Here is a 23,349-nt window from a genome sequence, read left to right on the forward strand (position 1 = left end):
CCTTGCCTGTCCGGACCCGGTTCCGGCTGCTGTACTGCAGGAATGAGCGGCACCGAGACCCGGCCGGACCGGGGTCAGAGCCGGGAGCGCGGGCACGGTCCGGGCGTCGGGCGCGATCTGGGCGTCGGGCACAGCGCGCCGCGCCCCGACGGGACGCTGAAGGTGACGGGCGAGTTCGCCTACTCCTCCGACCTCTACCTCGCGGACATGGTGTGGGGGGCGACGCTGCGCGGCCCGCATCCCTCGGCCCGGATCCGCTCCGTGGACGTGGGCCCGGCGCTGGCCATGCCCGGCGTGCTGGCGGCGCTGACCTGCGAGGATGTTCCGGGCGAGCTGTTCTACGGCCTGGACCGGCGCGATCAGCCGGTCCTGGCGGCCGACCGGGTCCGCTACCAGGGCGAGCCGGTCGCGATCGTCGCCGCCGACCATCCGGAGCGGGCGCGGCGGGCGGCCGCGGCGATCGTCGTGGACTACGAGGTCACCGAGGCGGTCACCGACCCGCGCCGGGCCGCCTTCGACCCGTCCTGCCCGGCGGTCCACGACGGCGGCAACGTGGTGCGCCACCAGCCGGTCCGGGTCGGCGGCGACTTCACGGCCCCGGTGGTGGTCACCGGGGAGTACGAGGTCGGCATGCAGGACCAGGCGTTCCTGGGGCCGGAGTCGGGGCTGGCCGTTCCGGCCGAGGACGGCGGCGTGGACCTGTTCGTCGCCACCCAGTGGCTGCACGTGGACCGCGACCAGATCGCGCCCTGCCTGGGCCTGCCGCCGGAGCTGGTACGGCTGACGCTGGCCGGGGTGGGCGGCGCGTTCGGAGCCCGCGAGGACCTGTCCATGCAGGTCCACGCGTGCATGCTGGCGCTGCGCACCGGGCGGCCGGTGAAGATGGTCTACGGCCGCCAGGAGTCGTTCTTCGGCCACGTCCACCGCCATCCGGCCCGGATGCGCTACGAGCACGGCGCGGACCTCGACGGCAGGCTGCGGTACGTCCGGGCGGAGATCCTGCTCGACGGCGGCGCCTACTGCTCCTCCACCCCCGCGGTCGTCGGCAACGCGGCGTCCCTCGGGGTGGGACCGTACGAGGTGCCGAACGTGTGGATCGACGCCTACGGCGTCTACACCAACAACCCGCCCTGCGGGGCGATGCGCGGGTTCGGCGCGGTGCAGGCGTGTTTCGCCTACGAGTCGCAGATGGACCGGCTGGCCGAGGCGTGCGGGCTGTCCCCGGTCGAGGTCAGGGTGCGCAACGCGGTGTCGCAGGGGTCGCGGCTGGCCACCGGGCAGGTGATCGACTCCCCCGCACCGCTGGCGGGCATGCTGCGCGAGCTCGCCGCCATGCCGCTGCCCCCGGAACCGTCCCGTACGGCCGGACCGGTCGCCGTGCCGCCGCCCGCCGGACCGGCCCGTGCGGCGGCCGCAACGAGCGTCCCGGACCCGGCGGGCGTCCGGGCCCCGGGTGCGGCGGCCACGCCGGACCTGCTGGACCTGCCCGGCGGCGTCGCGCAGACCACCCACGGCGAGGGGGTACGGCGCGGCGTCGGATACGGCGTGGGCATCAAGAACATCTGCTTCTCCGAGGGCTTCGACGACCACTCCACCGCCCGGGTCCGGGTGGAGCTGCTCGGCGGCGAGCCGCACGTCCTGGTGCGCACCGCCGCCGCCGAGGTGGGGCAGGGCCTGGTGACGGTCCAGGAGCAGATCGCCCGCACCGAGCTGGGCGTCGAACGGGTGACGGTCGCGCAGGCGGACACGACGGTCGGCTCGGCCGGGTCCACCTCGGCGTCGCGCCAGTCCTACGTCACCGGGGGTGCGGTACGGGCGGCCTGCCGGGCCGTACGGGAGCGGCTGGCGGTCCTGCGAGCGAACGGGGAGACGCTGGCGGAGACGCTGGAGCGGGCCGGGGCCGTCGAGGAGACCAGGGTCTACCGGCACCGGCCGACCTTCCCGATGGATCCGGTCACCGGTCAGGGCGACTCCCACGCCCAGCTCGCGCTGTGCGTGCACCGCGCCGTGGTGGACGTCGACGTCGAGCTGGGCCTGGTCAAGGTGGTGGAGCTGGCGGCCGTGCAGGACGTGGGCCGGGTGCTGAACCCGCTCGCCCTGGAGGGGCAGATCCACGGCGGCTCGGCGCAGGGGCTGGGGCTGGCCCTGATGGAGGAGGTCCAGGTCGTGGACGGGCGGGTGCTCAACCCGTCCTTCACCGACTACCTCATCCCCACGATCCTCGACATGCCGCCCATGCGGGTGTCGGTCCTGGCCAACCCCGACCCGCACGCCCCGTACGGCCTGCGGGGCGCGGGCGAGCCCCCGACGCTGTCGTCCACCCCGGCGGTGGCGGCGGCCGTGCGGGCGGCCACCGGGTTGCGGCTGCCCCGCGTGCCGATCCGCCCCCACGACATCGCGATGGACGGAAGCCGGTACGGTAACTGGGCGGGGGACCGGTCACTCTGACATAGCACTCAAACAGCAAAAATCCGGTCATCCCTGTTCGAAAGGGATTTCATGGACCGGTTCTTCGAGCTGACGGCGCGCGGGTCGACGGTGGGCCAGGAGGTCAGGGGCGGCCTGACCACATTCATGGCGATGGCCTACATCATCCTGCTGAACCCGCTCATCCTGGGCGGTGCCACCGACGTCACCGGGGCGAAGCTGTCGATCCCGCAGCTCACCACCTCCACCATCGTCGCCGCGGCGGTGAGCACGATCCTGATCGGCCTGGTGGGCAACGCCCCCTTCGGCGTGGCGGCCGGGCTGGGCCTGAACGCCGTGGTGGCCTACCAGGCCGCGCCGTACATGACGTGGGCGCAGGCGATGGGGCTGGTCGTGCTGGAGGGTGTGGTCATCATCCTGCTGGCCGTCTCCGGGGTGCGCCGGCTCATCATGAACTCGATCCCCCTGGCCCTGAAACACGCGATCAGCGTGGGCATCGGCATGTTCATCGCGCTGATCGGGCTGGTGGACGCCGGTTTCGTCGGCAAGGGCACGGGATCGCCGGTACAGCTCGGCACGACCGGTCACCTGACGGGCCTGCCGGTGGCGGTGTTCTGCTTCGGCCTGCTACTGGTGATCGTGCTGTTCGTCCGCAAGGTGCCGGGGGCCATCCTGATCGCCATCGTGGTCACCGCCGTGCTGGCGATCGTGGTCAACAGCGTGGCGAAGATCGACCCGGCGAGCTGGGGCGTCGTGGTGCCGAAGATCCCCGAAGGCGTGGTGGCCATGCCCGACTTCGGGCTGATCGGCAACATCGACCTGTTCGGCGGGTTCGCCCGGGCCGGGGTGGTGACCGCGCTGGTCGTGCTGTTCACGCTGGTGCTGTCGGGGTTCTTCGACGCGATGGGCACGATCATCGGGGTCAGCGACGAGGCCGGGCTGGTGGACGCCGAGGGCCGGGTGCCCCGGCTGGGCGCCATCCTGACCGTGGACGGCGTGTCCGCCGCGGTCGGCGGCTTCTCCAGCGCCTCGGCGAACACGGTGTTCGTCGAGTCGGCGGCCGGGGTCGGCGAGGGCGCCAGGACCGGCCTGGCGGCGGTGACCACCGGCGGCGTGTTCTTCGTGACGATGTTCTTCACCCCGCTGTCGTCGGTCGTCCCGGCCGCCGCGGCGGCCCCGGCGCTGGTGCTGGTGGGCGCGCTGATGATGACCCAGGCCAGGAACGTGCCGTGGGACGACCTGACGCTGGCCGTCCCGGCGTTCCTGACGATCGTCCTGATGCCGTTCACCTACAGCATCACCAACGGCGTCGGCGCCGGCGTGATCAGCTACACGGTCATCCAGGCGGCGCTCGGCCGCTCCCGCACCATCCCGTGGTTGCTCTGGGTGGTCTCGCTGGTCTTCGTGGCCTACTTCGGCATCGAGGGCATCCGGGCACTGGTCGAGTAGGCGTCCCGCCGGCGGGTCAGTTCCGGGTCTCGCAGGTGACGCCGTCGCCGTCCACGTCCCTGTACCAGCCGTACTCGACGTGCACGCCCCTGGTGTAGGGGCCGTACCCGGCGTCGACCGCCTCCTTGCACGTGCGGTACCGGGGGTTGTGGCCGTCGGCGGCGGGCGCGATGGCACCGTCCGGCGCGGTGGTCCGCCCGGTGCCCGTCGCGGAGTCGGTGGAGTCGGCCGGGGCGGTGGGGCGGTCCGCGGCCCCCGGCGGCGGGGTGGTCGCCGCGGGGGCGGCGGCGGGGGTCGTGGCGGGCGCGGCGGGCGGCGTCACCGGAGGCGTCGCGGGTTGCGTCGCCGGCTGGGTCGCCGGGGGCGTCGCGGGCTGGGTCGCGAGGGACGTCGCGGCCGGGTCGGAGCCCGCGGAGTCCGTGGAGCCCGGGGGCGTGAAGATCGACTGGTTCGGCTGGGGCTGCCCGGGGGGCGGTGTCGACGGGACGGTCGTGCCGGGGACGCCGCCCAGCCGGGAGACGAGGGCGTCCGCCTCCTCCTTGGTGGCGAATCCGGTGATGCTCAGGCTGTCGTCGGTGATCTCCTGGGCCACCCGCGGGGCCGACACCACCTTCTCCTGCACCACCATCGCGATCTGCTGGTTGAGCGCGTCCTTGGTCAGGTCGTTGATCAGATCGCGGAAGGCGGGGGCGAACGCGATCCTGACCGCGTAGCCGCCGTTCGCGTCGCGGACCGTCTCGATCTTCCGTACGGCGTTCACGCTGACCCCCTCGGCCAGCGTGTAGCAGGTCTGCCCCGCCTCGTCGGGCATGTCCTCGGCGTTGGCGCACGGGCCGGGCTGGACCGCGAGGACCGGCGCGAAGTGGATGGGCGCGGCCAGCCGCTGCGGCGGCTTGGCCCCGAGCGGCGCGTCGGGGTTCCGGGTCATCAGGACGGCGAGGGTGGCGAGCACGCCGGTGACCAGCACGACGACGACGAGGGCGGCGATCAGGACGCCCGTGGTGAGCCGGCTCGCCCGGGGGTCGCCGGGCGCCTCGGGACCGGGGACGGCCCCGGGCTCACCGGGCCCGGCCGGTCCGCGCGGGCCGGGCGGCACCGGCGGAACGGGCGGGATCGGCCCGGCCGGGCCCGGGACGCCCGGGGTGCCCGGGACGTCGTCTCCGGCGGGCCCGGGGGCGCCGCCGCCCGGACGGGACGCACCCCCCGGCGCGGGGCCCGGGGCGCCGGAGGGCGCGGCGCCGTACGTCCCGAGGACGTCCGGCATCCCGGCTGACGTGGGGTCGGGGGCCCCGGCGGGCCCCTCCGGACCCGGTGGGCCGAGGGGGGCGGTCAGGGGCGCGGTCAGGGGCTCCGCCCGCCCCGGGTGCGCGGGTGGAGCCCCCTTCGGCGCGGCCCGCCTGCCCGGACCGGCGTGCTTCCCCATCGGCATGTCTCCGCATCCCTCGCTGTGCTCGCGGCGAGCCTACCGATCAGTCAAAGGAGGGGGTAACCGGACGGTCAAGACGGCTTCCGGAAAGATGAGGAGCCACCGCGTTTGACAACCCGTCACCAAGGGGGGTCGATTCCTTGCAGCATGTGCGTAGTGCTCTCTTTGCAGGGAACCGAAAGTGAAGGAGGACACGGGCGCGAAACCTGGAGGTGCCATGAAGATCGCCGTTCCTCGCGAGGTAAAGGACCAGGAGTACCGGGTGGCCCTGACCCCCGCCGGAGCCCACGAGTTCGCCCGGCACGGCCACGAGGTCTTCGTCGAGAAGGACGCCGGAGCCGGGTCGTCCATCCCCGACTCCGACTTCGAGGCCGTGGGGGCGACCATCGTCGCCTCCGCGGACGACGTGTGGGCCGAAGGCGACCTGGTGCTGAAGGTCAAGGAGCCGGTCGCCGAGGAGTACCACCGGATGCGCAAGGAGCAGGTGCTGTTCACCTACCTGCACCTGGCGGCGTCGGAGCCGTGCACCAGGGCCATGCTGGACGCGGGCGTCACCGGGATCGCCTACGAGACCGTGCAGACCGCGAACGGCGCGCTGCCGCTGCTGGCCCCCATGTCGGAGGTCGCCGGGCGGCTCGCCGCGCAGGTGGGCGCCTACCACCTGATGCGGTCCGGCGGCGGACGCGGCGTCCTGATGGGCGGGGTGTCGGGCGTGCACGCGGCCAACGTGGTGGTGATCGGCGCCGGGGTGTCGGGGATGAACGCCGCGGTGATCGCACTGGGCATGCAGTCCGAGGTGGTTCTGCTGGACAAGAACATCGACCGGCTGCGCCAGGCCGACGTCATCTACCAGGGGCACTGCCAGACCGTCGCCTCCAACACCTTCGAGATCGAGCGCGCGGTCCTGTCCGCCGACCTGGTCATCGGGGCGGTCCTGGTGCCGGGCGCGAAGGCTCCGAAGCTCGTGAGCAACGAGCTGGTGGCGCAGATGAGGCCGGGCTCGGTCCTGGTGGACATCGCCATCGACCAGGGCGGCTGCTTCGAGGACTCCCGGCCGACCACGCACGCCGAGCCGACCTACCGGGTGCACGACTCGGTCTTCTACTGCGTGGCCAACATGCCGGGCGCGGTCCCGCACACCTCGACGTACGCGCTGACCAACGTGACCCTGCCCTACGCGGTGTCCATCGCCGACCTGGGCTGGCGGGAGGCGCTGCGCGGCGACCCCGCGCTGGCCCTGGGCCTGAACACGCACGAGGGGCACCTGACGAACGAGCCCGTGGCCGAGGCGCACGGGCTGGAGGCGGTGCCGCTGGACCGGATCCTGGCCTGACGCCCGCTCGCGCCGGGGGTCCGTCCCACCCGGCGCCCGCTTCCGCCTGACGCCCGCTCGCGCCGGGGATCCGTTCTCGTCCGGCGCGCGCTTCGGGCCGTCATCACGCCCGGGTGGATCCGCACCCGGGCCACACCCGTGTCCGCGTGAATCCCGGACCACCAGAAATCATCAGAAAGCGGTCAAACCACCGCTTTATTAACGATCTTCTTATCTGTGGCAATCTAACATACGATGCCCGGCCAAGTGTCGGCCTGCGGAGCCCGCGCCTGGACGACCGGCGGCGGAGCGCAGTCCCCTGCCCAGGAGAAGGATGATTCATGGTGGGAAACGTCGACCCGCGGGTCGGTACGGCACCGGTGCGCTCGCCCGGGTTGCTGACGGCGATGCGCCTGCTGACCCTCGTGGGCCTGGCGGTCTCCGTCTACCTCACCGTCGTCCACTACAACGACGTGCCGCTGATCTGCTCGGAGAGCGCGACGATCGACTGCGCCTCCGTCACCACCAGCGAGTACTCCAAGCTGTTCGGCATCCCCGTTCCCCTGCTGGGGCTGGTGTTCTTCGTCGGCTTCGGCGCGCTGGTCGTCCCGGCGGCGTGGCTTTCGGCCCACCCGGTCCTGCGCTGGGGGCGCCTCGCCTCCGTGATCGTCGGAACGTTGTTCGTGGTGTACCTCGTCACCGCCGAACTCCTCCTCGGCAAGATCTGCCTGTGGTGCACGGCCGTACACGTGATCACTGTGCTGCTGCTCGGCCTGGTGCTGACGGACGAGTACCGCAGGCTCGGCAGCGGGACCTGAGCACACCTGACCACCCTTTGAAAACCGAAATTCCCCAGGAGACGACACGATGAGCAAGAGCGCCCGGCAAGGAAACGCCAGGGAGAGGCTCGCGGAGGAGCGCAAGCGCCAGGCGGCCCGCGACAAGCAGCGCAAACTGCTGCTGGGTGTGGCCGGGGGCCTCGTCCTGGTGTCGGCGGCGGTGGTCGGGTTCGTCGTCGTCAAGAACAACTCCGGCGACGGCGGCGACGTGCCGAAGGCGGTCGCCTACACCGGGCCGCTGGCGCCGACCACCCGGCAGGAGGACGGGTCGATCCTCATGAGCAAGGAGGGCGTCACCGGCCCCACCCTGGTGGTCTTCGAGGACTTCCAGTGCCCCGCCTGCAAGAGCCTGGACGAGGCGGCGGGCGAGGCGCTGATGAAGGCCGCCGCGGAGGGCAAGGCCAAGGTGGTCTACCGCCCGTTCCAGCTTTTCAAGGCGCCCTCCTTCGCCGAGCCCCTGCCCTCGGTCTCGCGCCGCGGGGCGAACGCGGCGCTCTGCGCCCCCGCCGACAAGTGGGCCTCGTACGCCAAGACGCTGTACACCCACCAGCCGGTGGAGGGCAAGAACGGCTTCGAGAACGCGGAGCTGCTTTCCTGGGCCCGCGACCTCGGCTTCTACAGCGCGGACTTCGAGAAGTGCGTGACGGGGATGGAGAAGGCCGCCGACATCGACAAGGCCACCAAGTACGCCGAGGAGCAGAACGTGCAGGGCACGCCCACGCTGAAGCTCAACGGCAAGGACCTGACCCAGGAGCAGGTCGGGCAGATCGCCTCCTCCCCGGCCGCCCTGGACGAGATCCTGGCGGCGGCGGGCTCCTCCCCCGCCCCCTCCGACCAGTAGCCGCGGCCTCGGACGACACAGAAGGCGACACAGAAGGCGACACAGAAGGCGACACAGAAGAGGCCGCCGCCCGATGGGGCGGCGGCCTCTTCGTGTGACCGTGCGGGCCGCGGCGGCCGGGGACCGGGGGCCGGGGACCAGCGGCCGGAGATCGGCGGCCGGCGGCCGCCGATCAGGAACCGGTGGTCAGGAGCTCGGGCTGGGCGAGGCCGACGGCTCAGGCGACATGTCCGGCTTCGGGGAGTCCGACGCACCCGGAGAGGGAGCGTCCGACGCGCCGGGCGAAGGGGCGGCCGCCGGGATCGGCGCCTCGGCCGTGGTGGTGTCCACGCCGGCGCTGCAGGAGGCGCCCAGCTCGGGGGCCTGGTCGCCGCTGTTGCGGTACTTGGCGATGTACTTGGGCAGGCGCGGGTCGTCGGCGCTGTCCACCTTGAGCTGCCGGTTCCAGGAGCTGAGCACGATCTTCGCGGGCAGCCCCGGGTAGGGGCTCATCAGCATGTAGTCGCGGGAGGCGAGCTCCTTGAGCTTGTCCACCTGGTCCTTGGGCAGGTCGGGCCGGTAGGTGATCCACACGGCGCCGTGCTCCATCGAGTGGACGGCGTTCTCGTTGTTGATCGGCTGGTCGTAGACGGCGCAGGTCTGCCAGGCGGGGTTGTGCTCCCCGCCCATGGGCGGGTTCTCCTTGTAGGTCACCTTGGTCTCGACGTGCTGGGCGCCGGGGTAGGCGGCGGTGGCGACGGCGTCCAGCGAGGTGGTCGCCCGCACGTTGACCATGTAGAAGGCGACCGCACCGACGAGCAGGACGATGACGGCGCCACCGATGCCCCACATCGTGAAGGCGGTCCGGCGCTCCTTGCGCTTCTGCTCCGCACGCATCCGGGCAAGATGCTCCCGCCTCGCCTGCGTCTTGTCCTTCGACATCGACCCTCCATAGCGACCAATTCCGGGTCAGACTATGCCCTAGGCGGGTGTGCCAGGAATAAACAAATCACAACGTGTGACACAGCACCGATTCAACACAATGGGTACTCTGGGTGAGCGATGGAACCCCTTGTCGATGACGCACCCAAGCCCCGGCGCCGTACGGCGGTCGCCGCGTTGGCCGGAATCCTGGTCCTGGCGGTGGCCTTCCTGCTGGTCATGGGCCGCAACACCGACCCGACCGACGCCTCCGCCGAGGCCGGGTTCGCCCGCGACATGGCCACACACCACGCCCAGGCCGTGGAGATGGCCTTCATCGCCCGGGACGGCAGCACCGACGAGGACCTGCGGCGGTTCGCCTACGACATCATCGTCACGCAGACCGCCCAGCGTGGGATCTTCATGGGCTGGCTGCAGCAGTGGGACCTGGAGCAGTCGTCCGAACGGCCGCCGATGGCGTGGATGGCCGGCGGCCACGGCCACTCCGGGACGGCCGCCGCCCCGGCGGAGATGCCGGGCATGGCCACCCCAGAGCAGCTCAAGACACTCCGCGGGGCCGCCGGCAAGAATCAGGAGATCCTGTTCCTGCAGCTCATGATCCGGCACCACGAGGGCGGCGTGCAGATGGCCGAGGCCCTGCTCAGGCAGTCGGACCGCCCCGAGGTCGCGACGATGGCCCGGCACATCGTCGAAGGCCAGACGGGCGAGATCACGCTGATGACCGACATGCTCCGGAAGCGCGGCGCCCAGCCGCTGCCCCCCACGCGCTGACCGCCCCGCGACCGCCCGACCGCCCCTTCGACCGCCACCCCCTTGATTGCGCCGCGTTCCCGCACGGCCGGTCTCCGGCCGGAACGGTGTGGCGTGACCCGGCCCTGAGGAGACAGGACCCATGGTGAACGACGAGCCCGAGAACCGCCTGGAGGTGAGCATCTCGGCCGAGGTCGAGGCGGGGCAGTACGCCAACTTCGCCTCCGTGTGGCACACCGAGGACGGCTTCGTCCTCGACTTCGCGGTGATCACCAGACCGCCGCAGCTCGCCAACGACCCTTCCTCCGGCCAGCACTTCGTGAGCGTGCCGACCCGGATCGTCAGCCGCATCCGTCTCCCCCCGAGCCAGGTGTTCGAGCTGATGAAGGCGCTGGAGCAGCAGCTCACCGCCTACGAGAAGGAGACCGGCCAGAAGAACTGAGCCGCGGGGGACCCGTCCGCCGGAGTGGATCCCCCGCGGCTCGGCCGGCGCCGGGCGACGGCCGCCGCGGGCACGCCGTACCCTTCGGAGCCTCGCCCTCAGGGCTTCGCCCTCCGGGGCGACGCCCTTCGGAACGACCCGCCCTTCAGAGCGGCGCGCTCTTCAGAGGACCGCGGCGGAGGACGGTGCGGCCGTGGCCGGAACCGTCGAGGGCAGCGCGGTCGAGGGCAGGCCGATCGCCTGCCGGGCCGCGGCCATCAGGCCGGCCGTACGCTCGGCGGCCCGCGCCGCGCCGCCCGTCAGGATCCGCGACAGCTCGGCCGGGTCGGCCGACAGCTCGGCGTGCCGTTCCCGGATCGGCCGCAGCGTCTCCACCACCGCCTCGGCCACGTCCCGCTTCAGCGCGCCGTAGCCCTCGTAGGAGAACGACTCCACCGGCCTGCCGGTGCACGCCGACAGGATCGTGAGCAGGTTGGAGACGCCGGGCTTGTTCGCGGGGTCGTGGACGACCTCGCCGCCGGAGTCGGTCACCGCGCGCATGACCTTGCGGTGTGCATCCGCCGGGTCGTCGAGCAGGTAGATCGTCCCGGCTGATCCCCGCGACTTGCTCATCTTGGCGGTGGGGTCGGCCAGGTCCATCACCCGGGCCGCCACCGGCGGATGCACCGCCTCCGGCAGCGTGAACGTCTCGCCGTACCGGTGGTTGAAGCGCAGGGCCAGGTCGCGGGTCAGCTCGACGTGCTGGCGCTGGTCCTCCCCCACCGGCACCTGGTGCGCCCGGTGCAGCAGGATGTCGGCGGCCATCAGCGCGGGGTAGGTCAGCAGCGACAGCCGCACCTCCTCGTTGCCCGCCGACTTCTCCTTGAACTGGATCATCCGCCGCATCTCGCCGTAGTGGGCGGTGCACTCCAGCAGATAGGACAGCTCGGTGTGCGCGGGCACCTCCGACTGGATGTAGACGAGCGAGCGGTCCATCCCGCAGGCCAGCATCAGGGTGGCCATCTCCAGGGTGCGCTCCCGCAGCAGGGCGGGGTCGTGCTTGACGGTCAGCGCGTGCAGGTTGGCGACCGCGTAGACGCAGTCGGCCTCGTCCTGGAGCCGTACGGCGGGCAGCATCGCGCCCAGGAGGTTGCCGAGCGTGAGGTGGCCGCTGGCGGTGAAGGCGGAGAAAACACGTTTCGTCATGGTCGCTCCTTTTGGTGGAAGGAGGCCGTCCGCGCCCGGCGAGCCGTACAACGCGAAACGGCCGCCGGTTCACGGCGGCCGTTCGGGTGCGCAGTCAGGCTGGCAAGCGGGTCCGCCGAGGTGCGGCCCGCCACAGCCCTGTGCTGCGCGTCGTCATACCGACGACCTTATCTCCTCGGCCACCGCGGCGGCAAAAGCATCCACATCAGCCTCGGTGGTGTCGAAGGCGGTCATCCAGCGCACCTCGCCGGTGGCCTCGTTCCAGGTGTAGAAGCGGTAGCGCTTCTGCAGGCGCTCGGTGACGTCGCGCGGCAGGATCGCGAAGACCGCGTTGGCCTCCACCGGGCGCGGCACCTCCACCCCCGGGATCTCCCGGACGGCGTCGGCGAGCCGCCGCGCCATGGCGAGGGCGTTGCGGGCGCTGCGCCGCCACAGGTCCCCGGCGAGCAGCGCCTCGAACTGCACCGAGACGAACCGCATCTTGGAGGCGAGCTGCATCTGGGTCTTGCGGATGTAGCGCAGGCCGCGGACGGCGTCGGGGTTGAGCACCACGACGGCCTCGCCGAACATCATCCCGGCCTTGGTGCCGCCGAAGGACAGCACGTCCACGCCCGCGTCCGTGGTGAACGCGCGCATCGGCACGTCCAGCGCGGCGGCCGCGATCGTGATGCGGGAGCCGTCGAGGTGGACGAGCATGCCCAGGGAGTGGGCGTGGTCGCAGATCGCCCTGATCTCCTCGGGGGTGTAGAGGGTGCCCAGCTCGGTGGACTGCGTGATCGAGACGACCTTCGGCTGGGCGCGGTGCTCGTCGCCGAACCCCCACGCCTGCAGGTCGATGAGCTCGGGGGTGAGCTTGCCGTCCGGGGTGGGCACGGTCAGCAGCTTCAGGCCCGCCGCCCGCTCCGGCGCGCCGCCCTCGTCGGTGTGGATGTGCGCCGACTCGGCGCAGACCACCGCCTCCCAGTGCGCGGTCATCGCCCGCAGCGCCACCACGTTGGCGCCGGTGCCGTTGAACACCGGCCACACCTCGGCCGCCGGGCCGAAGTGCCGCCGGAAGACCTCCTGCAGCGCCTCGGTGTAGACATCGGCGCCGTAGGCGATCTGGTGGCCCTCGTTGGCCAGGGCGATCGCCTGGAGGATCTCCGGGTGGACTCCTGCGTAGTTGTCGCTGGCGAAGCTCTTCACCAGCGGGTCGTGCCTGCGGATGGCGTCGGTCACGTGTTCCCCTCGAACGGTACGGCCCGCCGTGCGCCGGCGGGCCGCTGTCGTGCGTCGTGCCCCCGCCCGCGGGCGGGGGACCTCGTGCGGTGCGGCGCCCGTCTCCGGGCGCCGCTCGTCGGTGTCGTCCCCGCGGGAGCTCCGCCCGCGGGTGTCCCCGCGGGAGTTATCCGCGGGTGAGGTCGATCCTGGTGCCGTTGGCGTCGGTGTCCCACAGCGCGTCGAACGCCTCGGCGAGGTCGGCGACGTCGGTGAAGCCGGGGAACTTCCGCTCCGGGCTCGCGGCGCGCATGGCGTCGCTCACCAGGGCCTTGACGACCAGGATATTCGCCGTGGCGTTCGTGCCGGACAGCGCGTCGGCGAAGGCCAGCGTCCACGCCTCGGAGGCGGCCTTGGCGGTGGCGTAGGCCGCGTTGCCCTGGGTGGGACGCTGGGCGCCCGTGGCCGAGACGATGGCGAACCGGCCCTTCTCGCTCGCCTTGAGCAGCGGTTCGAAGGCGAGCGTGACGTGCTGGAGGGTGCGGACCAGCAGGTCGTGCAGCAGGTCCCAATCCTCCAGCTTCGTCTCGGCGAAGGTCTTGCCGCCGCGCCAGCCGCCGACCAGGTGGGCGATGCCGTCCACGCGGCCGTGCTCGGCCTCGATGTCCCGGGCGAGCCGCTTCACGGCGTCGAGGTCGAGCAGGTCGACCGCGAGCGTGCCGTCGGCGCCGGACTTGTCGACGCCGATGACGGTGTGGCCCTTGTCGGTGAAGCGGCGGACGAACGCCTGGCCCGCGGGGCCCGCCGCGCCCGCAACGAGGATGATCATGCTCGGATCCCCTTCGTGGAGTCGATGACGTCGGTGAGCTTACGACGCAGGGCCTCGTAGAACATGCTCAGGGGGAACTCGTCGGGCAGCACCGCGTCCACCACCGCCTTCGGGAAGCCCTCCACCGGCAGCGCGTCCACCCCGCGCGCCCAGACCGAGGCCGGGTGCGGCTCGACGTAGGTCGCGACGAGCTGGTGCGCGGCCAGCCAGTGGGCGAGCTTGGAGCGGTCGATGCCGTCGCGGTAGAGCTTCTCCACCTCGGCGCGCAGGTCGGCGACGCCGCCGGCCACGCGGGTCCAGTCGATGCTCAGCCGGTTGTCGGTCCAGCGGACGATGTCGTTGCGGTGCAGGTAGGCGAAGAGGAGCTGCCCGCCCAGGCCGTCGTAGTTGCGGACCCGCTCACCGGTGATCGGGAAACGGAACAGCCGGTCGAACAGGATCGCGAGCTGGACGTAGCGGGCGTGCGGCACGCCCTCGGCCTCCAGCTTCACGGCCTCGCCGTACGCGGTCAGGTCGCAGCGCAGCTCCTCCAGGGAGTAGAGCCAGTACGGCATGCGCTGCTTGATCATGAACGGGTCGAACGGCAGGTCGCCGTGGCTGTGGGTGCGGTCGTGGATCAGATCCCACAGCACGAAGGTGTCCTGGGCCAGCTCCTGGGAGGCGATGAGCCGGGCGGCGTCCGGCGGCAGCGCCAGCTTCAGCGTGCTCGCGGCGGCGCCGCTGACCGCGCGGAACCGGGCCGCCTCGCGGTCGCAGAAGATGCCGCCCCAGGTGAACCGGGACGGGGTCTCGCGGACGGCGACGGTCTCCGGGAACAGCACCGCGGAGTTGGTGTCGTAGCCGGAGGTGAAGTCCTCGAAGGCGATCGGCACGAACAGCGGGTTGTCGTAGCGGGTGCGCTCCAGCTCGGCCAGCCACTCGGGCCAGACGGTGCGGATCCAGACGGCCTCCAGATAGCGGAAGGTCGTGCCGTTCTGGGTGTACATCGGGAAGACGACCAGGTGCTCCAGGCCGTCGACCCGCTGGGTGTCGGGGTGGAAGGCGTTGAGCGAGTCCAGGAAGTCGGGCACGCCCAGGCCCTGCTCGGCCCACCTGTTCAGGTCGGCGACGACCGCGGCGAGGTACGCCTCGTCGTGCGGGAAGCGGGGCGCGAGCCGGGTGACGTGACCGGCGATCTCGGCGACCAGCTCCGCCGCCCGCTCGTGGTCGCGCTCGACCGAGCCGTCCTTGGCCTGCAGCGGCTTCAGCGCCTCGACGGCCTCCTTCAGCTCGCGGAAGGCGGCCCGCGCCTCCGTCTCGCCGGTGGCGGCGGTCCGGGGGGCGGGGATCCGCGCGGCCCAGGTGACGAGGTTGCCCCACAGCGCGGCGTGGTCGTAGTCGCCGATCGAGTCGTCGCCGAACAGGTCGGAGTCGGCGAGCACGACGACGCGGCCCTCGCCGTGCCGTACGGCCACGGCCAGCGGGCGGCCGGCCGGGTCGGCGGTGGGCGAGGTGGAGAACAGCACGGTCGCGTCCTCGGGGGCGGTGAGGACCCCGGCGCGGTAGAAGCAGGCGCGGCGGGCGCCGGCCAGCGGGTTCTCGCCCTCGGTCGCGGCGGGTGCGCCGAGGACCCAGGCGGCCACGCCGTTGTGGGCGTTGCGCGGGTCCTGGACGGTGAGGTGCTCGACGCCGACGCCGAAGCGGGCGAGCAGGTCGGTGAGGTTGCTGCCGTACTTCTCCTGCTCGCACTCGGCGAGCACGACCAGGCCGCCGCCGCCCCGGACGTGCTCCTCGATCGCGTCGAGCTCCTCCACGGGGAAGACGGGGCTGCCCAGGCCGGTGGTGCGCTCCCAACGGTCGGCCGACGGGTGGGCGATCACGAAGACGTCCTGCCCCGCCAGCAGGGCCGGGGTGATCGGCCCCTCGGTGTGCGCGGTCACGGTGTGGCCGAGGCGGCGCAGGACGTCGGCGGCGCGGGCGTAGCTGTTGTCGTCCGGATGCCCGGGATTCATCGTCTCGGCGACATCCCGGCGGATCGTCCATGACTCGCTGTGTGCCTCGTCGAAGAGCACCCGCGGGAACGCTCGCACGATAAATCCTCCCTTAGATCAGTCCTTGCACCGAAAAATATACACAACCTGTCCGATTTTTGGTATGTCCCTTACGGCACCCCTCGGACGGCAGGCGGGCCGCCCCGCCGGAGAAGCCGCGGCCGGACGGGGGTGCGGAGAGGTCGCGCCGCCGTCCGGATGACAGGCGGGCCGCCCCGGCCGGAGGCGTCGCGACCGGGTGGAGGAGAGAGGTGTCCGCGTGTGCCCGAGCGCCGCGCCGCGCCGCCGTCCGGGCGTCAGCGGTCCGCCGTACCGCCCACCGGGTGACGGCGCGCCGCCTCGTCGGCGCGGTCGAGCAGCGCCCGGCGCTCGGGTTCGGAGTGCGCCGCGGCCGCGGCCCGCCGGAACAGCGCGGCGGCCCGGTCGCGGTCGTCCCGGCCTCCCCTGCGGGCGGTGAGGTCCGCCTCGGCCGCGACGACGAGGGGATGGCCGTCCAGCGCGCCCCCCGCGCGGACCCGGGCGAGCAGGGCCAGCCCGGCCTCCGGCCCGTGCGCGTAGCCGTGCGCCACCGCGCGGTTCAGCTCGACCACCGGTGAGGGCTGGATCCGGGCCAGCCGGTCGTAACACGCGGCGATGGCCCGCCAGTCGGTGGCGTCGGCGGAGGCGGCGGTGGCGTGGCAGGCGGCGATCCGCGCCTGCAGCGCGTACGGGCCGTCCTGTGACGTGTACGGATCGTCCCGCGGCGCGCACGGGCCGCCCTCCGGCGCGCACGGATCGTCCTGCCGCGCGTACGGACCGCCCTGCGGCGTCTCCGCGAGGAGGCGCAGGCCCTCGGCGATCGCGGCGCGGTCCCAGCGGCGCCGGTCCTGCCGGTCCAGGGTCAGCAGGTCACCGCGGTCGTCGCGGCGGGCGTCGCGCCGGGAGTGCTGGAACAGGAACAGCGCCAGCAGCGCGGTCACCTCGCCCTCGCCGGGCATGAGCTCCCGCAGCAGCCGGGCCAGGCGGATCGCCTCGTCGGCGAACGCGGGCCGGCCGTCCGCGTTGTAGCCGTGGGTGAACAGCAGGTACAGCACGGCCAGGGCGCCGGGGAGCCGCTCGGCGAGCGCCGGGCCGGTCGGCACCCGGTAGGGGATCCCGGCGTCGGCGATCCTCGTCTTGGCCCGGGTCAGGCGGCGGGTCATGGCCGACTCGCCGACCAGGAAGACCCGCGCGATGTCGGCGGTCGGCACCCCGCAGACCGTCCGCAGCGTCAGCGCCACCCGCGCCTCCATGGAGAGCGCGGGATGGCAGCAGGTGAAGATCAGCCGCAGCCGGTCGTCCACGACCTCCTCCGCCGGCGGCTCCTCGGCGGCCGGGCCGGGACCGGTGAGGGCGAGCGCCGCCAGCTCGGCCAGCTTGCGGCGCTCGACCGACGCGCGGCGCAGCACGTCGATCGCGCGGTTGCGGGCCACCGTCATCAGCCAGCCACCCGGGTTGCCCGGCACGCCCTCCCGCGGCCACCGCTGCAGGGCGAGCGCCAGCGCCTCCTGGGCGCAGTCCTCGGCCAGCGTCCAGTCGGAGGTGACGCGGATCAGCGCGGCGACGATCCGCGGGCGGGCGTCGGCGCCCGCGGCCGCGACGGCGCCCGCCACGGCGGCCGCGGGCGTCGCGGGCACCGTGGCCGGCGTGGCCGGCGTGGCCGCGGGCGTCGTACCGGTCACGCCGTCAGTCGTCCAGGTCGACCAGCGGACGCAGCTCCAGCCGTCCGTTGCGGGCCATCGGGTGGGCGCGGGCCACCTCGATCGCCTCGTCCAGGTCCGCGCAATCCAGCAGGTCGTAGCCCACGATCACCTCCTTGGTCTCCGCGAACGGCCCGTCGGAGACCAGCAGCCGCCCGTTGCGGACCCGGACCGTGGTGGCCGCGGACGTCGGCCCCAGCACGCTGCCGTCCAGGCGGCGGCCCCGGGAGTCGTTCTCCGCCACCCACTTCTCGATGTCGGGCATGTCGCCGGTGTCGGTGTCGGGCTCGGTGTCGCTGCACACGAACATCATGTACTTCATCTTCGCTCCCAGGTGTCTCCTGTCGCTCCCCGGTGCCGGGGCTCACCACGATGACGAACCGGCCCCCCGCTTCCGGACGGCGTCACTCCAAAAAATCCGCGCTCCATCGATCTTCCAGGGGTCACCCGCAGCGACTCGGTACGGCGCGGCAGGGCGGCGGCCCCGACGGGGGCTTGCCGACCCGCACCGCCGCGACCCCGGGGAGCGGGACGACGTCGCGGCGTCCTCGACCCGGAGAACCGGGATCAACTCATCCATGTGATCATCTTTCCAGACCACGAGGAACGGGGCCGGGGTCCGCGTCATGCGGCCGATCGGCCCCCCGGCAACCCGCAGGGCAGCGACCGGTGGCTACGGCGGCAGCGTGAAGTGACCGCTCTGTACGGCACCGCGGCAGGCGAGCCCTGGACGACCGATCACCGAGGGCCCGTCCTGCCATGAACCGGTCAGACGGTGTCGTCGGTGCGGACCCAGCGGGTGAAGGCCGCCCACTCCCCCGGCGTGAACGCCAACGCCGGACCCGCTCTTTCCTTGTTCCGCCCTTCGATACGGAAGAAGCAGGGGCACCCGTCCGCCGATGAGGCCGTGCCGTGTCGGGGCCTTCAGTCGCCCTGCCAGTGCGAGGTGTGCGACGTGATGGCCTCCGGCACGCCGATCCGCCCGTCCCGCAGGACGAGTGGTGTGATCTCCGCGCTTTCGTGGAAGCGCATGTACCCGAGGAGGAATTCGACGCCGGCCGTCCGCGCGTCGAGCGAGGAGCGGCCGAGCCATTCCAGGAGTGTCCTGAGCCGGTAGAAATCGTCGGGATGCACTTCCTGGCGCACGGTCAGCGACCAGCCGTCCGGCCGCTCCCGTCTGAGCAGCTCGGCGACGAGTGCGCCTCCCACCCTCCCGGCGACGCCACGCTGCGCGAACACGGGCTCGGGTTCCTCGTCCTCCCACTCGCAGCCGGGGTCGTCGGGATCGCCGAGCGGACAGGTCGCCAGATGGTCGCCCGTGCCGATCGGCAGCCGTTCGGGGCGGGGCCCCTTCCCCATGTGCCACCGCAACTCGGCGAGTTCGTCGTCGGTGATGTCAGCGCGGACGTCCACCGACAGCACGAATTCGTATATGTCTCCCACGGCCCACATTATTGGGGGAGAAAACGGGTCAGGGTTCGCTGCGGGCACCGGCGAGGATGGCGTCCACCGTCTCGGCGGGGGTCTGGCCCGAGGTGTCGAGCCACAGGCCGATGCGGGGCGTCTCCTCGCGCAGCACGCGGTCCAGCTGCTCGATCGCCCACAGGTCGTAGGCGTCCTTGCCGCGCCCGGCCTCGCGGGCGGCCACGGCCTCCGGGCGCGGAGCGAGGACGACCACCCGGAGCGGGCGGATCCTGATCATCCCGACCGTCTCGGCCAGGAAACCGCCCAGGATGACGTCCTGCGCGACGACGGTGAACCCCGCCTCGGCATAGGTCTCGCTCACCTGGACGGTCAGCCGGTGTCGCAGCCGGAGCTGCCGCAGGGCCTCCTCCGACGGCTCCGGGGTCATCTCCTCCCGCCCGCCGACCACCATGCGGCGGAACGCGTCCCCCCGCACGTGCACCGAGCGCGGCAGCCGTTCGGCGAGCAGCTGAGCGACGGTCGACTTCCCCACCGCCTGGATACCAGTGATCAGAAACATCCTCGGCTCCTTGTCATTCCTGGATTCGCCGGACGGCCGGCGCACGTGGAGAGCCGTGCCCGTCGGCACGGCGGGATCATCACGATCAACCCGCCGGAGACCGTCTCCGGGACGCCGGCCGCTCGCCGCCGGCCCACGCCGTACGGTCGTCAGAGGCCGAGGTCGTCCAGTTCCTTCAGCAGCGCCGACCTCGGGCCCTGCGGCGGGGCGGCCGGGACCGACCGGGGGCGACGGCGGTCGCGGAACAGCCAGCCGCCCGCCAGTCCGGCGAGGAAGCCGAACACGTGGGCCTGCCAGCCGACGCCCTCCTGGGGCAGCAGCCCGGCGAACTGGTAGGCGAAGCACAGGGCCATGACCACGCCGACCACGATGTCGATCAGGTGCCGGTCGAACGCGCCGCGCACGAGGACGTAGCCGAAGTAGCCGAAGACGACGCCGCTCGCGCCCGCGCCGACGCTCTCCGGGCTGGAGGTGAACCAGGAGCCGAGGCCGCTGACCAGGACGATGAACCCCGTCACGCCGAGGAACCTCTTGACGCCCCGGTAGGCGGCCAGGAAGCCGAAGACGAACAGCGGCCCGGAGTTGCCCTCGATGTGGTCCCAGCCGAAGTGCAGGAACGGCGCCGAGACGATGTCGGGCAGGCTCTCCGGGTGCCACGCCCGGACGCCGTGCTCACGGCTCAGCGCGTAGCCCGACAGCCAGTTGGCGACCTGCAGCGCCCAGATGAGGGCCAGGAATCCGACCATCACCCAGAACGCCTTGCGGGCCTCCGCGACCATGATCTCCGCCGTACGGCCCTCGGTCTCCATTCGGTTCCTTCCTGGCTGCCCCGATCGCTGGAAGATCAGTATTCAGCCATCGGCTCCACCGGACGATCCGTTTCGCCGACATCGGCAGCGCCGTACCGCCGGGCCCGGCATGGGTCCCCCGGCGGTCACGGCAGGCGGGCGCGGAGCCATTCCAGGGCGGTCCGGCCCTGGGCCGCCTGGAAGGCGCGCAGGGTGGGGAGGCCCGGCGGGGCGGGCCGCCGGGAGTGGCCGACGAAGAAACCGGCGAGTGCGGCCAGCACCGCCGTCACCGCCTCCGGGTCGGCGTCCCGGGCGACCGGGCGGGCGGCGAAGACCTCCTCGCACGGCGGGCCGCCCTGCATCCGGACACTGGGCAGCATCAGCAGCAGGTCCAGCCACGGCGCCCCGACGAACGCCCACGGCCAGTCGACGACCATCACCTCGCCGGGGGTGAGCAGCAGGTTGTCGGCCCTGATGTCGCCGTGGAGCAGGGTCTCTCCCCTGGAGGCGGCCGGCCAGCCCGCCTCCAGGTCCGCCAGCGCGTCCAGGTGGCGCGCGGCCCAGGGGTCCAGCCCGGCCAGGTCGTCGGCGCCCTCGTCGCGGGCCGCGACCAGACGCCGCCATCCGTGGAACTCCTCGCCGAACCGCTCCTCGGGGGTGGGCGCCGCGATGGGCGACGGGGTCAGCGCGGCGGCCAGCCGATCCAGGGCGTCCAGCACCCGCTCCAGTTCGGCGGCGTGCCACGGCTCGGCGGGCGGGTGGCCGTCCACGTCCTCGAACAGCAGCGCCACCCAGCCGTCGGAGTCGAAGGAGGCCAGCAGCCTGGGCGCGGGCGCGGCGTCGGGGAGCGCCGCGGCGATGCGGATCTCCTGCCGGTGGATGTCGGCGCTGCGCGGGTTCGGCTCCGGGCCGACGACCTTGGCGAACGCGCGCCGCCCGTCCACCAGCCTCAGCCGTACGGCGGCGCCCGGCGAGAACCCTCCGGTCTGGGTCACGGCCTCGGCGACCGGCGCGCCCAGGTGGTCCTCGACGGCCAGGCGGATCTTCTCGGGCACGGCGTGCCAGGGCAGGCGGACGCCGGTGGCAGGAACGCTCATCAGTTACCTCCGAGGAAACCCCCGCCTTTAGGCGGGGGAGGAATCGGACCCCTGCGGAGCAGGGCAGGGGCAGGCGATTCGCCGCCAGGCGAACCGCCGTCTCGAACACACGCACGATCCTTAGATGATCCTGCGGTAAAATGTGAGGCATGGCGCAGACCGTGAAGCGGGCCTACAAGTACCGCTTCCACCCGACCCCCGAGCAGGCCGAAGAGCTTGCCCGGACGTTCGGCTGCGTCCGCCTGGTCTACAACAAGGCCCTCGAAGAGCGAACCCGCGCCTACACCCTCCAAGGGCGCCGCGTCTCCTACGTGGAGTCCTCGGCCGCGCTCACGGCGTGGAAGCGCACCGAGGAGCTGGCGTTCCTCAACGAGGTGTCCAGCGTTCCGTTGCAGCAGGCGCTCCGGCACTTGCAGGCCGGGTTCGCGAACTTCTTCGCCAAACGGGCCAAGTACCCGGCCTTCAAGTCCCGCAAGAAGTCCCGGCCCGGCGCCGAATACACCCGCAGCGCGTTCCGCTGGCGGGACGGCGCGCTGACGCTGGCGAAGATGGACGCCCCGCTTGACATCGTGTGGTCGCGTCCGCTGCCCGAGGGCGCCGAGCCGTCCACGGTCACCGTGTCGAAGGACACAGCGGGCCGCTGGTTCGTGTCCCTGCTGGTGGAGGAGAAGGTCAGTCCTCTCCCGCCCGTCGCGGCGAGCGTGGGGATCGACGCCGGGCTGAACCACCTGCTCACCCTCTCCACCGGCGAGAAGATCGCCAACCCGCGCCACGAACGCCGCGACCGGCGCAAGCTGGCCAAAGCACAGCGCGCGTTGTCCCGCAAGGCCACGGGCAGCGCGAACCGGGCCAGGGCGAAGCTGAAGGTCGCCCGCGTCCACGCCCGCATCACCGACCGGCGGCGGGACTTCCTGCACAAGCTCACCACTCGTCTCGTCCGTGAGAACCAAACGGTCGTGATTGAGGACCTCACCGTGCGCACCATGGTCAAGAACCACAGCCTGGCCCGCGCCATCTCCGACGCCTCCTGGCGTCAGATGCGCTCCATGCTGGAATACAAAGCGGCCTGGTACGGGCGGGAGCTGGTCGTGATCGACCGCTTCTTCCCCTCCTCGAAGCTGTGCTCGGCGTGCGGCACCGTGCGGGACAAGACGCCGCTGAATGTCCGGGAGTGGACCTGTGCCTGCGGCGCGGCCCACGATCGGGATGTCAACGCCGCGGCCAACATCCTCGCCGCCGGGCTGGCGGAGAGGTGAAACGCCTGTGGAGCCGGTGTAAGACCTCAACGAGAGTCCTCTCGGGCGGGCGACCGGCGGTGAAGCAGGAACCCCCACGGGTGACCGTGGGAATCCCCCTCGTTTACGAGGGGGAGGATGTCAAGTCCTCATCCTGGCGAAGGCGGGGCCTCGGATTCCATCCGTTTCTCCGACCGGCGACGCGGCCCTTGGGCCCGGCCGGCCGGGCGGCCGTGTCCCAGCTCTCCCACCGGGGCGACGGCGTGTGACCCTCCCGCGGTGCACCGCCAGACGGCCCGCCCGCGTTCCCAGGCGACGTGCAGGCCGCGGTCGTGCTCGGGGCAGACGGGCCAGACCGTCCAGGCCATCTCCATGACGACCTCCTGCACGGCGTCGGCGACCCCGGCGAGCCCTCCCCCGCCGGGCCGGATGCCGTTGCCCTGGGTCGCCCCCCGGAACTCCACCCAGGCGTCACCGCTGTCGTCCCAGTCGGGGACGACCAGCCGCAGCTCCCCGGTGATCCCGGCGGCGCGGAGGTCGCGCTCCACGACGCCGAGCTCCCGCTCCAGCTCCGTCCACAGGCCCGGGTCGAGGACGAAGCTCGGCCCGAAGCCGAGGTCGCCGAGCAGCCGCCGCCCCAGCCGGGCCACGTCGTCCGGCGTGAGGTGGGCGATCGGGCGTTCGACGACCTCGCGGGTGGCCTGACCGGTCCGGCCGCGCTCCTCCATCAGGAAGGCCAGCTCGACGACGAGTTCCACGTCGAGGTCGCCGTCGCGCAGTCCCGCGTGGATCAGCCCGCCCAGCTCCTCGATCCGCCCGCTCTGCTCGCCGGCCCACCCGCCGCCGTGAGAGATCATGCGCGCAGTCTGGCCGTCCGGC

General features: G+C 72.4%; 21 protein-coding genes and 1 pseudogene. 8 read left to right on the plus strand and 14 right to left on the minus strand.

Translation table 11 applies throughout. The features are described from left to right. Nucleotides 1–42: 42 nt before the first annotated feature. A complete protein-coding gene (locus tag IEZ10_RS01780; protein ID WP_189244655.1) occupies nt 43–2,448 on the plus strand; it encodes a molybdopterin cofactor-binding domain-containing protein in 2,406 nt (801 codons plus the stop codon). 51 nt (nt 2,449–2,499) lie between these two features. Then, nucleotides 2,500–3,876, plus strand: coding sequence for an NCS2 family permease (locus IEZ10_RS01785; RefSeq protein ID WP_189244656.1), 1,377 nt, complete (start codon nt 2,500–2,502; stop codon nt 3,874–3,876). Between the two features lie 16 nt (nt 3,877–3,892). Here IEZ10_RS01785 and IEZ10_RS38615 read toward each other — a convergent pair whose 3' ends face one another. After that, nucleotides 3,893–5,140 (minus strand): excalibur calcium-binding domain-containing protein, encoded by a 1,248-nt coding sequence (locus IEZ10_RS38615; protein ID WP_229810841.1) that lies wholly within the window; start codon nt 5,138–5,140, stop codon nt 3,893–3,895. A gap of 379 nt (nt 5,141–5,519) precedes the next feature. Between IEZ10_RS38615 and ald the strand changes: the two genes are divergently transcribed. The 3 genes from ald (at nt 5,520) to IEZ10_RS01805 (ending at nt 8,294) form a co-directional block, all read left to right on the plus strand. Further along, nucleotides 5,520–6,635, plus strand: coding sequence for an alanine dehydrogenase (ald, locus tag IEZ10_RS01795; protein WP_189244657.1), 1,116 nt, complete (start codon nt 5,520–5,522; stop codon nt 6,633–6,635). A gap of 320 nt (nt 6,636–6,955) precedes the next feature. Continuing rightward, nucleotides 6,956–7,432 (plus strand): vitamin K epoxide reductase family protein, encoded by a 477-nt coding sequence (locus IEZ10_RS01800; protein ID WP_189244658.1) that lies wholly within the window; start codon nt 6,956–6,958, stop codon nt 7,430–7,432. A gap of 49 nt (nt 7,433–7,481) precedes the next feature. Further along, entirely contained in the window at nt 7,482–8,294 is an 813-nt protein-coding gene (locus tag IEZ10_RS01805) for a DsbA family protein (RefSeq protein ID WP_189244659.1), read from the plus strand. 186 nt (nt 8,295–8,480) lie between these two features. Here the strand turns inward: IEZ10_RS01805 and IEZ10_RS01810 are convergent, their stop codons facing one another. Then, on the minus strand, nt 8,481–9,215 hold the full coding sequence (locus IEZ10_RS01810; RefSeq protein WP_189244660.1) for a thioredoxin-like domain-containing protein: 735 nt from the start codon (nt 9,213–9,215) through the stop codon (nt 8,481–8,483). Between the two features lie 120 nt (nt 9,216–9,335). Here IEZ10_RS01810 and IEZ10_RS01815 point away from each other — a divergent pair, with 120 nt between their 5' ends. Next, nucleotides 9,336–9,986: a DUF305 domain-containing protein gene (locus tag IEZ10_RS01815; protein WP_189244661.1), complete on the plus strand. Its 651-nt coding sequence runs from the start codon at nt 9,336–9,338 to the stop codon at nt 9,984–9,986. 121 nt (nt 9,987–10,107) lie between these two features. After that, nucleotides 10,108–10,407: a DUF3467 domain-containing protein gene (locus IEZ10_RS01820; protein ID WP_218911607.1), complete on the plus strand. Its 300-nt coding sequence runs from the start codon at nt 10,108–10,110 to the stop codon at nt 10,405–10,407. A 162-nt stretch (nt 10,408–10,569) separates the two neighbouring features. Here the strand turns inward: IEZ10_RS01820 and trpS are convergent, their stop codons facing one another. The 11 genes from trpS to IEZ10_RS01875 all read right to left on the minus strand — a co-directional run bounded on the left by trpS (nt 10,570) and on the right by IEZ10_RS01875 (nt 21,235). Continuing rightward, nucleotides 10,570–11,592 (minus strand): tryptophan--tRNA ligase, encoded by a 1,023-nt coding sequence (gene trpS / locus IEZ10_RS01825; protein WP_189244662.1) that lies wholly within the window; start codon nt 11,590–11,592, stop codon nt 10,570–10,572. Nucleotides 11,593–11,745: 153 nt separating this feature from the next. Continuing rightward, a complete protein-coding gene (locus tag IEZ10_RS01830) occupies nt 11,746–12,810 on the minus strand; it encodes a threonine aldolase family protein (protein ID WP_189244663.1) in 1,065 nt (354 codons plus the stop codon). A gap of 166 nt (nt 12,811–12,976) precedes the next feature. After that, complete coding sequence (locus tag IEZ10_RS01835) at nt 12,977–13,618, minus strand: SDR family oxidoreductase (protein WP_189244664.1); 642 nt, start codon at nt 13,616–13,618, stop codon at nt 12,977–12,979. Next, a complete protein-coding gene (locus IEZ10_RS01840; RefSeq protein ID WP_189244665.1) occupies nt 13,615–15,687 on the minus strand; it encodes a DUF6421 family protein in 2,073 nt (690 codons plus the stop codon). Before IEZ10_RS01840 ends, IEZ10_RS01835 begins: the two co-directional genes overlap by 4 nt. 257 nt (nt 15,688–15,944) lie before the next feature. Then, entirely contained in the window at nt 15,945–17,348 is a 1,404-nt protein-coding gene (locus tag IEZ10_RS01845; RefSeq protein WP_229810842.1) for an RNA polymerase sigma factor, read from the minus strand. Nucleotides 17,349–17,352: 4 nt separating this feature from the next. Further along, entirely contained in the window at nt 17,353–17,688 is a 336-nt protein-coding gene (locus IEZ10_RS01850; protein WP_189244666.1) for a YciI family protein, read from the minus strand. A 446-nt stretch (nt 17,689–18,134) separates the two neighbouring features. Next, on the minus strand, nt 18,135–18,236 hold the full coding sequence (locus IEZ10_RS40370) for a DUF397 domain-containing protein (protein WP_189245055.1): 102 nt from the start codon (nt 18,234–18,236) through the stop codon (nt 18,135–18,137). A gap of 54 nt (nt 18,237–18,290) precedes the next feature. Continuing rightward, nucleotides 18,291–18,809 carry a hypothetical protein gene (locus tag IEZ10_RS01860; RefSeq protein WP_189244667.1) on the minus strand — a complete coding sequence of 173 codons (519 nt, stop codon included), beginning with the start codon at nt 18,807–18,809 and terminating at the stop codon, nt 18,291–18,293. 28 nt (nt 18,810–18,837) lie between these two features. After that, the gene (locus IEZ10_RS01865) at nt 18,838–19,350 is read right to left on the minus strand and encodes an AAA family ATPase (protein ID WP_189244668.1); all 513 of its coding nucleotides are present in this window, start codon (nt 19,348–19,350) and stop codon (nt 18,838–18,840) included. Between the two features lie 149 nt (nt 19,351–19,499). Beyond that, nucleotides 19,500–20,159, minus strand: coding sequence for a rhomboid family intramembrane serine protease (locus IEZ10_RS01870; protein WP_189244669.1), 660 nt, complete (start codon nt 20,157–20,159; stop codon nt 19,500–19,502). Between the two features lie 125 nt (nt 20,160–20,284). Beyond that, nucleotides 20,285–21,235 (minus strand): aminoglycoside phosphotransferase family protein, encoded by a 951-nt coding sequence (locus tag IEZ10_RS01875; RefSeq protein WP_189244670.1) that lies wholly within the window; start codon nt 21,233–21,235, stop codon nt 20,285–20,287. A 149-nt stretch (nt 21,236–21,384) separates the two neighbouring features. On the opposite strand from IEZ10_RS01875, the pseudogene IEZ10_RS01880 reads away from it, so the two are divergent. After that, nucleotides 21,385–22,577 (plus strand): annotated as a pseudogene (locus tag IEZ10_RS01880) (RNA-guided endonuclease InsQ/TnpB family protein); the annotation flags it as partial. A gap of 42 nt (nt 22,578–22,619) precedes the next feature. Here the strand turns inward: IEZ10_RS01880 and IEZ10_RS01885 are convergent. Then, a complete protein-coding gene (locus IEZ10_RS01885) occupies nt 22,620–23,327 on the minus strand; it encodes a hypothetical protein (protein WP_189244672.1) in 708 nt (235 codons plus the stop codon). Between the last annotated feature and the right edge of the window lie 22 nt (nt 23,328–23,349).

This window comes from Streptosporangium pseudovulgare (assembly GCF_014648055.1).
GTDB lineage: Bacteria > Actinomycetota > Actinomycetes > Streptosporangiales > Streptosporangiaceae > Streptosporangium > Streptosporangium pseudovulgare.

Bases quoted from the DNA above. Each gene is read 5' to 3' on its own strand.
- IEZ10_RS01780 (WP_189244655.1), top strand. From the start codon at position 43: ATGAGCGGCACCGAGACCCGGCCGGACCGGGGTCAGAGCCGGGAGCGC.
- IEZ10_RS01785 (WP_189244656.1), top strand. From the start codon at position 2,500: ATGGACCGGTTCTTCGAGCTGACGGCGCGCGGGTCGACGGTGGGCCAG.
- IEZ10_RS38615 (WP_229810841.1), bottom strand. From the start codon at position 5,140: ATGCCGGACGTCCTCGGGACGTACGGCGCCGCGCCCTCCGGCGCCCCG.
- ald (WP_189244657.1), top strand. From the start codon at position 5,520: ATGAAGATCGCCGTTCCTCGCGAGGTAAAGGACCAGGAGTACCGGGTG.
- IEZ10_RS01800 (WP_189244658.1), top strand. From the start codon at position 6,956: ATGGTGGGAAACGTCGACCCGCGGGTCGGTACGGCACCGGTGCGCTCG.
- IEZ10_RS01805 (WP_189244659.1), top strand. From the start codon at position 7,482: ATGAGCAAGAGCGCCCGGCAAGGAAACGCCAGGGAGAGGCTCGCGGAG.
- IEZ10_RS01810 (WP_189244660.1), bottom strand. From the start codon at position 9,215: ATGTCGAAGGACAAGACGCAGGCGAGGCGGGAGCATCTTGCCCGGATG.
- IEZ10_RS01815 (WP_189244661.1), top strand. From the start codon at position 9,336: ATGGAACCCCTTGTCGATGACGCACCCAAGCCCCGGCGCCGTACGGCG.
- IEZ10_RS01820 (WP_218911607.1), top strand. From the start codon at position 10,108: ATGGTGAACGACGAGCCCGAGAACCGCCTGGAGGTGAGCATCTCGGCC.
- trpS (WP_189244662.1), bottom strand. From the start codon at position 11,592: ATGACGAAACGTGTTTTCTCCGCCTTCACCGCCAGCGGCCACCTCACG.
- IEZ10_RS01835 (WP_189244664.1), bottom strand. From the start codon at position 13,618: ATGATCATCCTCGTTGCGGGCGCGGCGGGCCCCGCGGGCCAGGCGTTC.
- IEZ10_RS01850 (WP_189244666.1), bottom strand. From the start codon at position 17,688: ATGAAGTACATGATGTTCGTGTGCAGCGACACCGAGCCCGACACCGAC.
- IEZ10_RS01865 (WP_189244668.1), bottom strand. From the start codon at position 19,350: ATGTTTCTGATCACTGGTATCCAGGCGGTGGGGAAGTCGACCGTCGCT.
- IEZ10_RS01870 (WP_189244669.1), bottom strand. From the start codon at position 20,159: ATGGAGACCGAGGGCCGTACGGCGGAGATCATGGTCGCGGAGGCCCGC.
- IEZ10_RS01875 (WP_189244670.1), bottom strand. From the start codon at position 21,235: ATGAGCGTTCCTGCCACCGGCGTCCGCCTGCCCTGGCACGCCGTGCCC.
- IEZ10_RS01885 (WP_189244672.1), bottom strand. From the start codon at position 23,327: ATGATCTCTCACGGCGGCGGGTGGGCCGGCGAGCAGAGCGGGCGGATC.